Genomic DNA, 14731 nt, shown 5'->3' on the forward strand with positions numbered 1-14731 from the left:
GCCAGATACGTTGAGTTTTTTTGTCATTTAATCTGTACAGAGAAGATAAATAAATAGCTTCAGTTTCATGATAAGGGGACTGGCAAGGCTTGTCAAGCAAGTTTTTTGCAATATCAGGGGATAATTTCGACCATAAATCCCTATCAATAAATTTTAACAAAAATACTTCAGTGCATTTTCAAATATAAGCATTCCATCGCCATATTTTGGCACAGCAACACCTAAACGCTTGCTCTTTTCTTTTTCAAGGGGCCAATTATCTTGCTGGGTAAAAAATATTCCCCTTTCTGGATGGGGCATTAAAGCTAGCACTCTTCCACTTTTATCTGATAAAGCTGCTAGGTCGTATGTAGATCCATTCGGATTGTAAGGAAATTGTAGGTTAGCATAGTTGCCATTTTTATCAATGTAACGTAATGCGGTGGAATTGCTCTCAATCAATTGGTTCAAAATATCTTGATCCATAAAAAATTTGCCTTCCCCATGAGCAATAGGGAGATATAGTTCACTCAGACCCCGTAGCCAAACAGAATTACTCTGCGGATTAACTCTCACTCTAATCCAGCGGCATTGGTAATTGCCTATATCATTATGGATTAAAGCTAGATTAGAGAACTCTGGAATTAATTTTACTAATATCTGACAACCATTACATATTCCTATAATCAGCTTGTCCTGAGATAAAAACTCTTGAAACTCATCCAACAAGTTGTTTTTAATACGTAAAGCAAACGCATTACCAGCACCAGTGTCATCACCATAGGAAAAACCCCCTGGAATTGCAAGTATATTGCTTAATTTCAGTTCACCTGGATTATCTATGATATCGTTAATGTGAACGATTTTTACTTCAATATTACCAATACCAAGTTTTCTGCTGCATTCCATAAATGCAAATGCAGTTTCTTTTTCGCAATTTAAGCCATAACCAGATAGGACTGTGATTTTCATGAATTGCTAAAAATTAAAAAATTCGAATTTCCTTTTTACAAAATTTGCTACTAAATTTAACGCAAATAACACCAATAATAAAGCTATAATTGCGATAGCAGCAAGTTCAACAAATGCAATTTCAGGATTGCTTGACCATATGTATATTTGCACAGGTAGAACAGTCGCCGGATCGAAAAAGGACGTAGGTGTATCAGCAATAAATGCCACCATACCCATCATAAGTAAAGGAGAAGATTCACCTAAAATCCTTGCAATTGCAAGCACAGTACCATGTATTATTCTTGGTAACGCAATCGGTAAAGAGTGATCTAATATCACCTTGATGTGAGGTGCACCGAGCGCAAACGCTGCATCTTTTATCGTAATAGGAACATTCGCAAAGGCATTTTTTGTTGCAATTATAATATTAGGTAACATCATAAATGAAAGAGTCATTCCACCAACAAGTGGTGAAGAGCGTGGTAGCCCAAATATGCCAAGATAGAGAGTTAAGCCTACTACACCAAATATTATTGAAGGCACTGCAGCAAGATTATTTATGCTAATTTCTACAATATTGGTCATGAGCCTATTTTTAGGCATAAATTCGTAAAGACAGATGCCCGACATAATTCCTATTGGTAATGCTAATGCTAGGCACACTATAATTGTCATCAATGAGCCGATAAATGCACCTAAAATCCCTGCATTCTCAGGTTCACGAGAGTCAGATTTAAGGAATAAAGACTTATTAAAAAATTTTTTCACTCTCCTCTTTTCTTTTAGCCAATCAAGTAATTTAGCATAACGATCATTCAAATATTTATCTTTATTTATTGAATTAATTATACTTGACGCGGTAAACCAGATCTCATATTCACCACTATCTTTTACTTTCTTACGAAAAAATTTCTCTAGTTCTTTGTAAGAATTACGACTTAAAATTTCGTCACCGTCTTTAAAATCAGTTCCTCCAAACACCTTACGTAAAGAATCGTTGAGTAAGCCAATGGACTTATACCGCAAATCACTAGGATTACTCGCCAAAGCAAGATCAGCATTTATTTCAACTGGCAATAAAATTTTCGTTACTGTTAAGGCACTGTAAGAGTTAACTAATATACTCAACAATATACACACAGGACAGCCAAGTGAGATAACTAGTGCCGTGAAAGAACAAAAGCGTAGCGCTCTGTTCTTTTTATTTTTCCTTTTTATACGAGCATGTACACGCCTTGACTGAAGTAATTTAAGGAATTTTTTCTTTATACTCATTTACTTTTCTTTACACGAGGATTTGAAAAAACTTTCCCCTTTTTTGTCATGCAAGTAGCTGACACTGGGATCCAGCAGGCTTTGCCTGCAAATAATTTTTACATTTTCCATGAAAGCACAAACCAAAAGGAGAATAATGAATGCTGGATCCCAGTGTCGGAGCACTGGGATGACACCACAGCGGGAGGCAAACACAATGTTCGTACAGTTGTGTGTCACGCACTGGGATGACAAGAGAGAGTTCTGAGATGACACAATTGACATCACTCCCTATTGTATCTACTTAGATTTCTTTTTAACATAAGTAGTACGCTCTTTGATCCTTGCAGCTTTTCCAAATAGTTTGCACAGATAATACAGTTTTGCTCTACGAACCTTTCCTTTTCTTGTCACTTGCACTGAAACCAGTGCAGGAGAATAAACAAAAAACTGAGACACTATACTTTCTCCATGGCTCACTTTTCTGACTGCAAAAGAAGAATGTAACCCGCGGTTCCTTTTTGATATACATACACCTTCAAATATCTGTATACGTTCACTTGTACCGTCAACTACTTTAAAAGTGACCTTCAAATCATCGCCAGGACGAAATTCTGGTATTTCTTTAGCTAACACTTGCATTTGCTGTTCGTTAAATTTTTTAAGTAAATTTGTCATTTATCTCTCCACTCAATAATTCAGGCCTACGCTTTTTTGTTATAACATGAGACTGCTTCTGCCTCCAATCACTTATTTTTTTGTGATTGCCAGATAACAAAACCTCAGGTACTTTATATCCCTTCCACTGCTCAGGTCTAGTATATTGAGGATATTCAAGTACACCACCACCATAATTAAAACTTTCTTCAGTAATACTATCGGTATTATTTACTACACCTGGAAGAAGTCTAATGCATGCATCAAGAACCACCATTGCAGCTGGCTCACCTCCTGAAAGTATATAATCTCCAATACTTAACTCATAAGGAGTATACGCATCAATTATCCTTTGGTCAATACCTTCAAATCGACCACACAATATTGTTATATGAGGAAACTCTAATAATTCTCTGGCAATATTCTGATTAAACTTAGTTCCAGATGGAGTCATGTAAATAAACTTAGTGTTTTTATGAACAGAGAGCATACTATCTACTGCATCACCAACTACATCAGAACGCATAACCATTCCTGCTCCACCTCCATATGGAACATCATCCACAGTTGAATGTTTATCTTTCGCAAAAGAACGAATATTTATTACTTCAAGGTTCCATATTTTTTTTTCTAACGCTTTTCCGGCAAGAGAATAGTTCAAAAACCCCGGGAACATTTCTGGGAATATGGTTAATATTGTAACATTGAATGCCATTAAGGTTTATTTTAAGTTATTTGGGGCTATACTCTAAGAATAGTAAATTGATATAATATATAGTTAAATTAAACATGTCACTGAATAAAACGATATACGAAGGTAAAGCGAAAGCCATTATTGAAACTGAAGACTTATCAATTGTCATACAGCACTTTAAAGATGATATTACAGCATTCAATAAGGAAAAATATGAAATAATCGATGGTAAAGGAATAATTAATAATCATATTAGTGCTTTTATCATGGAAAAGCTTGAGAAAGCAGAAATTAGCACACACTTTATAAAAACTCTAAACGAAAGAGAACAGCTAGTCAAAAAACTCAAGATAATACCTCTTGAGGTAGTAGTTAGAAATGTCGCAGCTGGCAGCTTTTGCAAACGTTTTAATATCAAAGAAGGTGAGAGGCTTGCATCTCCTATAATCGATTTTTTTTACAAAAATGATGACCTAGCCGACCCAATGGTAAGTGAAAATCACATACTGTATTTTGATTGGCTATCTAGCAAAGAAATGGATGAAGTTAAAACTACAACTTTAAAAATCAACGAAATATTAGTTCACCTATTTTCAAATGCAAGTATATATTTAGTTGATCTCAAGTTAGAATTTGGCAGATTAATAAATGACAGTACTAAAATCGTTTTAGCTGATGAAATTAGCCCTGATAACTGCAGATTATGGGATAAAAATACTTATAAAAAGCTAGACAAAGATGTCTTTCGTTTGAATTTAGGAGATTTAAAGGAAGCATACCTAGAAGTTGCAAAAAGACTGTCAGTAAAGTTAGGTTAACTAAATACTACTCTATCAAGTGGAGGGTTACATGCCTCATCAAGTTTTCCAATAATTTCAATTTTTTCTCCACGTTTTTGGAAATGATTTTTCACGTTTTGCATATTCTCAGAACTTACGATCAATACCATACCAATACCACAATTAAATGTTTTTAGCATTTCTTTCTTCTCTATTTTACCCTCCTTTGTTAGCCATAAAAATATATCTGGCCATTTCCAGGAATTAATGTCTATGTTTGCAAATAAGTTTTTTGGAAGAATTCGCGGAATATTGTCTACCAAACCACCACCCGTGATGTGCGCAATACCTTTTACTTGTGACATGATAGGCAGCAAAGAATCAACATATATTTTTGTTGGTTCAAGTAGTATTTCACTCCAAGATTTATTATTCCATAGAGATGTATCGTTATAATTTATACCTAAGCTTTTGAAAACATGGCGCACTAAAGAAAACCCATTTGAGTGAATTCCACTTGACTCTAAGCCAACTATATAATCACCTGCTTTCATCATACTACAGTTTGGAAGAATTTGCTTTCGATCAACTACACCAACCACAAACCCTGCAAGGTCATAGTGATTATTACCATACATTCCAGGCATTTCTGCAGTTTCCCCACCAACCAATGCTATTTTAGCTTGCTTGCACCCCTCTGCAATGCCCTTAACCACAGATAATAAAACATCTTTGGTCAAAACGCCTGTTGCAAAGTAATCAAGGAAAAACAAAGGCGTTGCTCCTTGTGCAAGTAAGTCATTTACACACATTGCAACTAAATCTATACCTATAGTATCATGTTTATTCACTTCTTGAGCTATCAACAGTTTCGTACCTACTCCATCAGTTGAGGAAACGAGTACTGGATGGTCATACTTCTTACTTAGTGCAGCAAAATCAAATAACGCAGAAAATGAACCTATTTCGCTGATTACTTCTTCTCTAGTAGTTTCTTGAGCAATAGGCTTGACTTCTTTTATTAACTTATTATATAGTTCAATATCTATTCCTGATCTGGTATAAGTATTCATAATCCTTTTATAAATTTTAAAATTGTTAATACTATATTAATGCCTTGATATAAAAAGTGCAACGAAACTTTCTCTTAATTGACTATTATATACTTACCAATATAGGGTAACTTAAATCATTTATAATTATCCAATGAACGAAAATACCAAAAACATACTGTTAATAACGGAACTGCTATCAGGACGGCTGCTTCATGACTTTGCTAACTCTATGAATGGAATAACGTTTGGCGTAGAAGAGCTTGAAGTAATAGATAAGAATGATGCTGATGCGCAGAAGGAAGCGTTGTTGTTTCTTAAAGAAAGCTCCGATGATTTAATATATAAACATAAAGTTATGAAGCAGGCATATTCTTCTTCAATGGATAATTATAGCTTTGATAAGACCAAATCTAATATCGAAAATTATTTATTAAAAAAAAAGTAAAGCTTACGTGGAAAATAGACGCATACTCTGCAAAAAATAAGGAAGATTTAATTGAAAAGATAAATAAGATAATTTCTAATATGGTGCTAACTATAGCCAGTGCAGTGGCGGAAGTTGAACTAGTATCTGTTTTACTGAGTCAAACAGAAGATAAAATGCTATTAACTATAAAAATTCTAAATGAACACAAACCAATAAGCAAATCATTAGTAGACAAATTAATCAAAAAAAATGACACTAATTTAAATACAAAAGATATTAATATCTATATGACCTCTTTATTATTAGAGTACTATAACACTGAAATGCATTATACTTGCGAAAATAATTTGCTGGAAATAGGTTTAACTATAACTTGAGTTGCATATTTGGTTATTACAACTTTTTCTTCGTGTCAAGGCATTCCCCGACAAGGGGTACCAAATCTAATTTTTGTAATCACTTAAGTCTAGTACTATTTTATTAATGTAGCGCTCATTTGCATCTTTGATGATAAACTTCATACCATTTTTATATTTAATGACTTCATCTACAGAAGGTACTTTACCAGCAATCGAAAGAATCAAACCACCAAGTGTAACATAGTCTTCTTCAGGGTCACGTAATTCTATTTTTAGATCCTCTTCTATATCTTTTATAAGAGCCCTTGCTGATACTTCAAACTTATTTTGAGACAATTCAGTAATGGTATATTCTGAATTTATTTCGTTTTCACTATCAATGTTTGGTATTAGTTCCTCTATAAGATCAGTCATTGAAATTAAACCATCAGTTCCACCATATTCATCCAATACGATAGCTAAGCATGATTTAGAAGAGTTCATCCTAACAAAAAGATTAGTTGTCTTCATCGAGGGTGGAACAAATATTACGCTTTGTATAATATGTTTCAGATTAAAATTTTTATCCCTATTAAAAATAACATCTTTTACATAAAAAAAGCCTATTACGTTATCAAAGTTATTTTTATAAATTGGTATTTTAGTGTGGCAAGTGTTTTTTATCTTCTTTATTATTTCACGCTCGCTTGACTCAATGTCTACTGCGCATATCTCTGTACGTGGAGTCATTATATCCATTATACCACAATCGCGGAATTTTAATAGACCATTAAATATATTAAGGTCTGGCAGATCTTTCATTAATGCCTCAGTCGCACACTTTTTCAACACAGAAGCTTTTTTGAAAAGGAAGAGAAAAATTCTATATGCTATTTTTTCTACTAAGGTTCTTTTTTTACTCAATTTATTCCCTGTAATGGCAAAAACGTTTTCAGATTAGATTTATCAAGAAAACTGTTATTAAATGTTTAATAAGCATGTGAATAATGTCAAATTAATTTGTGAATTATTTGTTGATATAAAATACCAACAATTGATCAACAACTTTTTCAACAACATATACATAGTTGTGTAACAATGCATGATGGTAAAGTATTTTCCATAAAAGAAAATTACTAACACTCTAAACACCTTACTTATACACATAAATCATAACAGAAAATCAATAATATACGAAAGTTACTCACATATTTATCCACAAGTTGAACAACGCCAATTTTTACTGAATTTTAAGTTAGTAACAAGTTATTGATAGAACTATTATTATTACTATACTTTAATATACAAAAGAATAAATAGAATAGATTGGAAAGCGGCAAAACAACAATAGCGAAAATTATTAAGAGAAATGAGCCGGGTGGAAGAGTGCCTATCTGGCTAATGCGTCAGGCTGGCAGGTCTCTTCCTGAGTACCGCAAAGCAGTAGAAAATATGAATAATTTTATGGAGATATGCTACAACACAGATTTAGTGACAGAATTGACGTTACAGCCGGTGACAAGATTTGACATGGATGCGGCGATAATTTTTTCAGACATTTTAATAATAGCTGATGTTTTGGGTTGTGACGTGAATTTCGTACGCGGTGTAGGTCCAATAATAAAACCCGTGGAAAGTCCTAAGGAATTGAAGGGTCCACAAGAAATTGAAACTAAAACCTTACCAATTCTAAACGCTATAAAAAAAGTCAGAAGCCAATTACCAAAAGAAAAATCTCTCATAGGATTTGCTGGTGGACCATGGACAGTAGCCTCATACATCATAGAAGGTGGGAGCAGCAAAACTTTTTCCAAAGTATTAAATTTTTATCCTTCGTGTTTGAAGGAAATAATTGAACGAATAACGGAAGTAACGATTATTTATCTAATTAAACAGATAGAATTTGGAGCAGATGTTATTCAGCTATTTGACAGTAATGCTGGTGCGTTATCGGAACCATTGTTTAAAGAATATGTTATCGAACCAACAAAGAGAATTATCTTGGCAATAAAGGATAGATTTTCTGATTTTCCAATAATAGGTTTTCCAAGGTCTGCTGGAAATCTTTATAAAGATTACTGCGAACAAACAGGTGTATCTGCAGTAAGTATAGATTATAATGTTCCAATAAAATGGGCGAAAGCGAATCTAAACATCCCTCTACAAGGAAACCTTGATCCTAATCTTTTAGCCTATAATAAAACGGAAGCAATCAAAGAAGCAAAACGTATAATAGATTGCTTTAGAGATTTACCCTTCATATTTAATCTCGGACATGGAGTACTCCCTGATACTCCAGTTGAAAATATTGCTGCGTTGGTAAACCTGGTAAAAAGCTACTAATACAATACACAAAATTCTAGCTTTTTTGTTGTACGGGGTTTATCATTTGAATTTAGCTTCAGTAAAATATGTCAGACCTTGCAAAAAGAATGTCCCTAATAAAACCATCACCTACGATTGCTGTAACTGATAAGGCAAATAAGTTGAAAAATGAAGGAAAAAAGATCTGTGTTTTAGCTGCAGGAGAACCGAATTTTGATACTCCAGATCATATAAAAAAAGCAGCTATTCAAGCAATAAGTGAAGGTAAGACTAAATATACTGCTGTTGATGGAACGCGTGAGCTGAAAGAAGCAATAATTAATAAGTTAAGAAAGGATAATAACCTCGAGTACACGCTTAACCAAATCTGTGTTGGTACAGGTGCTAAGCAGGTGTTATTCAATTTGTTCATGGCAACAATTAACTCTGGAGATGAAGTTATTATTCCAGCTCCTTATTGGGTTTCATATGTTGATATGGTAAGTCTTTTTGGCGGCTTGCCAGTTGTAGTAGAATGCAAACAAAATTTTAAACTGACAGCGGAATTATTGAAAAGCAGGATAACTAAAAAAACTAAATGGTTAATTCTTAACTCACCGAACAACCCTGCAGGAGCTGTGTACACATGTGATGAATTGAAAGACATAGCACAAATATTGCTTGAATATCCACATATGAATGTCGTTACAGATGATATTTATGAGCATATAATATACGACGAAAAGTTTTTTACTATCGCTCAGGTTGAGCCGAAGCTTTATGATAGAGTTTTTGTAGTCAATGGAGTATCAAAAGCCTATGCAATGACAGGCTGGAGAATAGGGTATATTGCAGGTAGAAGTGATGTGGTAAAAGCTATCTCTACGCTGCAGTCTCAAAGCACTTCTAATCCAAATTCGATAGCACAAGCAGCAGCAGCAGCAGCATTAAACGGTGATCATAGTTTTTTGAAAGAAAGAACAAGGATTTTTAAGAGTCGTAGAGATTTTATGGTGAAAGAGCTAAATTCTGCCCCGGGATTATCAGCGTCTGTTCCACAAGGTGCGTTTTATTTATTTGTCTCATGTGAAGGATTGCTCAGTAAAAGCACAAAAAGTGGTAAGATAATAAATAATGATTTAGATTTTACTGAATACTTACTGGGAGATCATTTGGTTGCTGTGGTTCCAGGAATTGCATTTGGTCTAGAAAATTTTATCAGAATTTCTTATGCAACCTCTCAGGAACAATTAGAAATTGGATGTGATAGTATTACTAAAGCGTGCCAGGAGTTAAAATGAAATAGACTATCCATAAGTTGTATATTTTGCCATACTTCGCCAAGGTTATTTTGAATGTTCTAACTTGTGTTTTTCTATGGAAGGCATTTTTATTGATTGAGCAAGTGTCTTTCTAATATTGAATTCCTCATTTTTTTCATTTTGTTGCAGTAAGTTAATGTTATTTATTTTATTTACTAAATCTTTCCCCTTTTCCAGAGTCTTTAAATCACTTTCGTTAATGTGATGTTCATTGTAAAATTCTGCAACAATTTCTTTTCTTTTCGGATAAGTATTTAAAAATTCCGACACCTGATGTTTAGCAACAGCTTGAATAAATTTCTTATTAAATCTTGAATCGTTATATAGATCTTCTAAATTTTCATCGTAGTGTTTTGCTTCATTTACAGCAAGCTTTATTATCTCTTCTATACCACTTAGAAGTTTCCTATACAATTTGTCGTATCTATTGCCTAGCACGTGTGTAGCGAATGTTTGTTCAATGTATTTTGTTATGTAATTTTGCAGCGTATTATCTATCGTGCTTATATTCATCAGCCTGCTTTAATATTATATTAACTATTTTACACATAAAAAGGTTAATATTGAATTAATAGAATACTTCTGAAGTCAAATTTTACTGAAAATTATGGTATTTAAGATATAATTGTCAGCATGAAATAAAAACATAAATAAAATGGATCTTGTAACAAAAGTGAAGCTCAAGATAAAGATGAATAAGGGTAAAATCATAAATATACTTATCATTTGTGGTGTAATTTTTTTCATATACCTTATTCATGAGCCAGTTGTAGATATGGTAGAAAAAATTATAAGTAAAATAAAAGGTCTCTTTTAAAAATAGAAAAAGTGAACTTTTTCCATCATCCAAACTTGAACCTGGAAAATTTAGTTAATGCATAAACTACTTATGTTGGCTATGAGTTCAACTGTATAAAATTCCGGTAAATTAAAATAAGTATTCATAAAAATATTGTTTTCTATAAACAGAGTATCTATAATGCTAGCTTTGGGGTAAAGTATTGCAGAGGAATTTTTTAATCTGGTTGTTGGCGTCACTGTTTTATGCATACCAATATATATTACGCGTAATTCCAAATATTATAATTCCTGAATTGGTAGTAAGGTTTAATATAGGAACAACAGAAATAGGACAATTTTGTGGACTGTATTATGTAGGTTATGTGTTAGCACATATTCCTGTAGGTATTCTTTTAGATAGATTTGGTTCTAAAGTTGTTATACCGATTTGTATTGCATTAACATCTTTAGGTGCTTTACCTTTAGTCAGTTCTAATGATTGGAGTTATTCTATTATTGGAAGAATAATTACTGGTATTGGATCCTCTGCTTCAGTACTTGGACTCTTTAAAATAATAAGAATCTATTACCATAGAGAAAAATTTGCCATGATGTTCAGCATATCGGTTATTATTGGCATTTCAGGTGGTGTATTTGCCACCAAACCATTACATGTCTTACTTGATAAGTTTGGGTGGGATTATTTATTTACTGTGTGTATAATGCTTGGATTATTGCTTGCTTTAACTACCTTTATATCTATACCTAAAGTTGGCACCTCAGACGAAGAATTAAATATTAAAAATTTAAGCAAAGTTATATTTAATAAAGATATTTTATTGATAGGTTTGTTTGGCGGTTTTATGGTTGGACCATTAGAAGGCTTTGCAGATGCGTGGTCCGCAACATTCTTGCATGAGATGTACGCTATAGATAGACACATTGCATATAGCATTTCAAAATGGATACTAATAGGCTTTGGCTTTGGGCATTTATTACTTCCTTACATATTAGCAAAAAATCCAACCAAGCACTATGAAATAATAATTTCTTGTGCTATGGCCATGATAATTGTGTTCTTATTACTTTTTATATGCAATATTAGTGAACTCCTGGCATGTATATTACTATTCATTATTGGTCTTGCTTCTGCATACCAAATTGTTTTTACTGCTAAAGTTGTAAGTTGTGTAAAAAACGAAGCAGTAGCAAGTGCAGGATCTGTAGGTAATTCCATAGTTATGAGTTTTGGTTATTTTTTTCACGTCATTATTGCAAATATAATGAATTTTTATTGGAACGGTGAAATTATCGATGGAAAGCCATTTTATGGAACTGATGTAATGGTTAAGTCTATGTTAATAATACCTATATGCCTACTAATAGGAATGATAGGCTTTTGGTTACTTAAAGTTATAAGCTGTAAAAAGAGCTAAGCAGATTTAGATGATTAATATAGTATTGTTTTTTATAACTAAAGTATCTATAATCCTAAATTTTAGCTGAGATTCATGTTGCAGAGGAATTTTTTAATCTGGTTGTTGACGTCACTGTTTTATGCATACCAATATATATTACGCGTAATTCCAAACATAATTGCGCCTGAATTAATAACAAAATTTAACATAAGTATTGCAGATGTTGGCCAGTTTGGTGGGTTATACTATGTAGGCTATACGCTAGCTCATATACCTATTGGTCTTTTCCTTGATAGATTTGGACCAAAGTTTGTTTTACCTGCTTGTACCGTTTTGACATTTACCGGAACACTACCGCTTATATGCTTTGATGAGTGGAGTTATTCAATAATTGGAAGAATAATTGTGGGAATTGGGTCATCCGCTTCGGCAATTGGAATCTTTAAAGTTGCAAGCATGTATTTTGCGCAAGAAAAATCAGCAAGAATGGCCAGCTTATCTATAATTATAGGAATTTTGGGAGGGATATGTGGCGGGTTACCTTTAGACTTCTTACTCGATAAATTTGGCTGGAATTATGTTATCTATACATTCTCAGCATTTGGGTGTTTACTTGCTCTGTTGCTGTTCTTAGTAACGCCTGAAAGCAATGCTCAACAGGAAAAAGTTAGCATTAGAGACTTAAAAAACATACTTTTCAACAAGCATATTATTCTAATTAGCTTTTTTGGTGGACTCATGGTCGGTCCAATGCAAGGTTTTGCCGATGGTTGGGTGAAAGCATTCTTTTTTGAAGTATATAAAATGAATGAAGACTTGGCATCTTCTCTCTCTTCCGTAATATTGATAGGAATGTTAACAGGATCATTCTCTTTGGCTTATTTATTGGAAAAATATAAAAATAAGCATTATGAAGTAATAATTGCATGCTCATTTGCAATGATCGCTAGTTTTCTTTTGCTTTTTACTCAGATTGGTGGCTTGTATGTTGTATTACCTACGCTTTTTATTATTGGCTTCACATCTGGATATCAGGTGGTTACCATTTACAAAGCGATAAGTTATGTAAATAATAACTTAGTAGGCCTGGCTACAGCTGTGTCAAATATGATAGTCATGGTTTTTGGCTATTTTTTTCACACTGGGATCGCAAAAATAATAGATTTGTGTTGGGATAGGACAGTGATACAAGGAAATCCTGTGTATAGTGCTGAATTGCTGATAAAAGCAACATCTATTATTCCTGTATGTTTGCTGATAGCTGTTTTTGGGCTCTTATGGTTAAAAAAGCAGGATAAGCAGTCTTAAAATTGCTTGTGCATCTTAAAATTAAAGCGAGGTTTGATCTATGATGAGTGTTTTAAAAAAAATCTGTGGCTCTAAAAATAGTTTAAAGTCTTTTGATAACGAGGTTTATCAGTCTATAGAAAAAGAATTACAACGCCAAAAATCACAATTGCAATTAATTGCATCAGAAAATTTTGCAAGCAAAGCGGTAATGGAGGCACAAGGCTCTTTTCTGACTAATAAATACGCAGAAGGTTATCCAGGTAAAAGATATTACTGTGGTTGTGAGCATGTGGACAAAATTGAAAGTCTGGCTATAGAAAGACTTTGTAAGTTGTTTGGTGTTAAATTTGCAAACGTTCAACCTCATTCTGGTTCTCAGGCAAACCAGGCGGTATTTGCTTCACTGCTTACTCCAGGCGATACAATACTTGGATTATCACTGAGTTGCGGTGGGCATCTAACTCATGGTGCGGCACCAAGCCTTTCTGGTAAATGGTTTAAGTCAATTCAATATACAGTGAATAAAGACACTTACTTGCTGGATATGGATGAGATAGAAAAGCTGGCGCTGGAGCATAAACCGAAATTGATCATAGCTGGTGCTTCTGCTTATCCAAGAAAAATGGACTTCAAACGCTTTCGCGAGATTGCAGATAAAGTTGGTGCTTATTTGCTTGCAGACATTGCTCACTATGCAGGGCTTATTGCAGCGGGCGAATATCTATCCCCTGCTGAATATGCACATGTTATGACTTCCACAACTCACAAAACTTTGCGTGGTCCTCGTGGTGGAATAGTGATGACCAATGATGAAGCATTACACAAAAAAATTCAATCTGCAGTTTTTCCAGGATTGCAGGGCGGGCCACTTATGCATGTGATAGCTGCAAAAGCTGTTGCATTTAAAGAAGCATTGGCGCCAGAATTTAAAACTTATAGCAAGAAAGTCGTGGAAAATGCGAAAGTACTAGCTCAAGAATTGCAAAAGCATGGACTCGACATTATAACCGGTGGCACTGACTCTCATATAGTGCTAGTTGACTTAAGATCGCAGAAATTAACTGGAAAAGACGTTGTAGATAGCCTTGAGAGAGCCGGTATTACCTGTAATAAAAACTCTGTACCATTTGATACAGCAAAGCCGACCATCACTTCAGGGCTCCGTTTTGGCACCGCTGCTGAGACAACACGCGGACTTGAGGCAGAAAATTTTAAGGAGATAGCTGATCTAATAAATGAAGTAATTCAAGGATTAATCAGCGGAAATAGCTCAAGTGTCGAAAAAGCAGTAAAAGCTAAAGTTGAAAGGATTTGTAGTAATTTTCCTATTTATTAATTTATGTGGTGTCATCCAAGTAGCTGGTAGAAACGAAAAAACTTACTTGACACCCTTCGCCAGCCCACTTATCATGATAGTGAAGCTATTGTATTTGCTTTCGCCAATCTGCAGATTAAAAGGTAAGGATTACTTAATGTATCG

Annotated in this window: 17 protein-coding genes; 9 read left to right on the top strand and 8 right to left on the bottom strand. The window is 33.9% G+C overall.

Annotation, left to right across the window (positions count from 1 at the left end; genetic code table 11):
• Positions 1–153: 153 nt before the first annotated feature.
• The 5 genes from WOCAOBSORBRA_RS02860 to trmD are packed head-to-tail and all read right to left on the bottom strand — an operon-like array spanning position 154 to position 3559.
• Entirely contained in the window at positions 154–951 is a 798-nt protein-coding gene (locus WOCAOBSORBRA_RS02860; protein ID WP_044471287.1) for a phosphoribosylformylglycinamidine synthase subunit PurQ, read from the bottom strand.
• A gap of 6 nt (positions 952–957) precedes the next feature.
• Positions 958–2208 carry a phosphate ABC transporter permease PstA gene (pstA, locus tag WOCAOBSORBRA_RS02865; protein ID WP_007549491.1) on the bottom strand — a complete coding sequence of 417 codons (1251 nt, stop codon included), beginning with the start codon at positions 2206–2208 and terminating at the stop codon, positions 958–960.
• A complete protein-coding gene (locus tag WOCAOBSORBRA_RS02870) occupies positions 2209–2463 on the bottom strand; it encodes a hypothetical protein (RefSeq protein ID WP_174515887.1) in 255 nt (84 codons plus the stop codon).
• A 24-nt stretch (positions 2464–2487) separates the two neighbouring features.
• A complete protein-coding gene (gene rplS, locus WOCAOBSORBRA_RS02875) occupies positions 2488–2865 on the bottom strand; it encodes a 50S ribosomal protein L19 (RefSeq protein WP_006279489.1) in 378 nt (125 codons plus the stop codon).
• A complete protein-coding gene (gene trmD, locus WOCAOBSORBRA_RS02880; protein ID WP_007549279.1) occupies positions 2849–3559 on the bottom strand; it encodes a tRNA (guanosine(37)-N1)-methyltransferase TrmD in 711 nt (236 codons plus the stop codon). Before trmD ends, rplS begins: the two co-directional genes overlap by 17 nt.
• Before the next feature lie 74 nt (positions 3560–3633).
• On the opposite strand from trmD, the gene purC reads away from it, so the two are divergent.
• Entirely contained in the window at positions 3634–4356 is a 723-nt protein-coding gene (purC, locus tag WOCAOBSORBRA_RS02885; protein WP_155969369.1) for a phosphoribosylaminoimidazolesuccinocarboxamide synthase, read from the top strand.
• On the opposite strand, the gene purM is transcribed toward purC, so the two are convergent.
• Positions 4353–5390: a phosphoribosylformylglycinamidine cyclo-ligase gene (purM, locus tag WOCAOBSORBRA_RS02890; RefSeq protein ID WP_007549277.1), complete on the bottom strand. Its 1038-nt coding sequence runs from the start codon at positions 5388–5390 to the stop codon at positions 4353–4355. The two genes, purC and purM, sit on opposite strands and share 4 nt — an antisense overlap.
• Before the next feature lie 133 nt (positions 5391–5523).
• On the opposite strand from purM, the gene WOCAOBSORBRA_RS02895 reads away from it, so the two are divergent.
• Positions 5524–5817 (top strand): hypothetical protein, encoded by a 294-nt coding sequence (locus WOCAOBSORBRA_RS02895; RefSeq protein WP_006280049.1) that lies wholly within the window; start codon positions 5524–5526, stop codon positions 5815–5817.
• A gap of 14 nt (positions 5818–5831) precedes the next feature.
• On the top strand, positions 5832–6176 hold the full coding sequence (locus tag WOCAOBSORBRA_RS02900; protein WP_233395610.1) for a hypothetical protein: 345 nt from the start codon (positions 5832–5834) through the stop codon (positions 6174–6176).
• A gap of 66 nt (positions 6177–6242) precedes the next feature.
• Here WOCAOBSORBRA_RS02900 and WOCAOBSORBRA_RS02905 read toward each other — a convergent pair whose 3' ends face one another.
• Positions 6243–7061 carry a transporter associated domain-containing protein gene (locus tag WOCAOBSORBRA_RS02905; protein WP_007549273.1) on the bottom strand — a complete coding sequence of 273 codons (819 nt, stop codon included), beginning with the start codon at positions 7059–7061 and terminating at the stop codon, positions 6243–6245.
• A 402-nt stretch (positions 7062–7463) separates the two neighbouring features.
• Between WOCAOBSORBRA_RS02905 and hemE the strand changes: the two genes are divergently transcribed.
• On the top strand, positions 7464–8480 hold the full coding sequence (gene hemE / locus WOCAOBSORBRA_RS02910) for a uroporphyrinogen decarboxylase (protein WP_012673335.1): 1017 nt from the start codon (positions 7464–7466) through the stop codon (positions 8478–8480).
• Between the two features lie 68 nt (positions 8481–8548).
• On the top strand, positions 8549–9742 hold the full coding sequence (locus tag WOCAOBSORBRA_RS02915) for a pyridoxal phosphate-dependent aminotransferase (protein ID WP_174515888.1): 1194 nt from the start codon (positions 8549–8551) through the stop codon (positions 9740–9742).
• Between the two features lie 45 nt (positions 9743–9787).
• Here the strand turns inward: WOCAOBSORBRA_RS02915 and WOCAOBSORBRA_RS02920 are convergent, their stop codons facing one another.
• Positions 9788–10276 carry a hypothetical protein gene (locus WOCAOBSORBRA_RS02920; protein ID WP_006280043.1) on the bottom strand — a complete coding sequence of 163 codons (489 nt, stop codon included), beginning with the start codon at positions 10274–10276 and terminating at the stop codon, positions 9788–9790.
• Positions 10277–10418: 142 nt separating this feature from the next.
• Between WOCAOBSORBRA_RS02920 and WOCAOBSORBRA_RS02925 the strand changes: the two genes are divergently transcribed.
• The 4 genes from WOCAOBSORBRA_RS02925 (at position 10419) to glyA (ending at position 14587) form a co-directional block, all read left to right on the top strand.
• Entirely contained in the window at positions 10419–10580 is a 162-nt protein-coding gene (locus WOCAOBSORBRA_RS02925) for a hypothetical protein (RefSeq protein ID WP_006280042.1), read from the top strand.
• A 184-nt stretch (positions 10581–10764) separates the two neighbouring features.
• Entirely contained in the window at positions 10765–11979 is a 1215-nt protein-coding gene (locus WOCAOBSORBRA_RS02930) for an MFS transporter (RefSeq protein ID WP_174515889.1), read from the top strand.
• A gap of 75 nt (positions 11980–12054) precedes the next feature.
• A complete protein-coding gene (locus tag WOCAOBSORBRA_RS02935) occupies positions 12055–13269 on the top strand; it encodes an MFS transporter (protein WP_174515890.1) in 1215 nt (404 codons plus the stop codon).
• Between the two features lie 40 nt (positions 13270–13309).
• Entirely contained in the window at positions 13310–14587 is a 1278-nt protein-coding gene (gene glyA / locus WOCAOBSORBRA_RS02940; protein ID WP_174515891.1) for a serine hydroxymethyltransferase, read from the top strand.
• The last annotated feature ends 144 nt before the right edge of the window (positions 14588–14731 follow it).

The sequence above is a fragment of the Wolbachia endosymbiont of Cardiocondyla obscurior genome, assembly GCF_902713635.1.
GTDB classification, from domain to species: domain Bacteria; phylum Pseudomonadota; class Alphaproteobacteria; order Rickettsiales; family Anaplasmataceae; genus Wolbachia; species Wolbachia pipientis.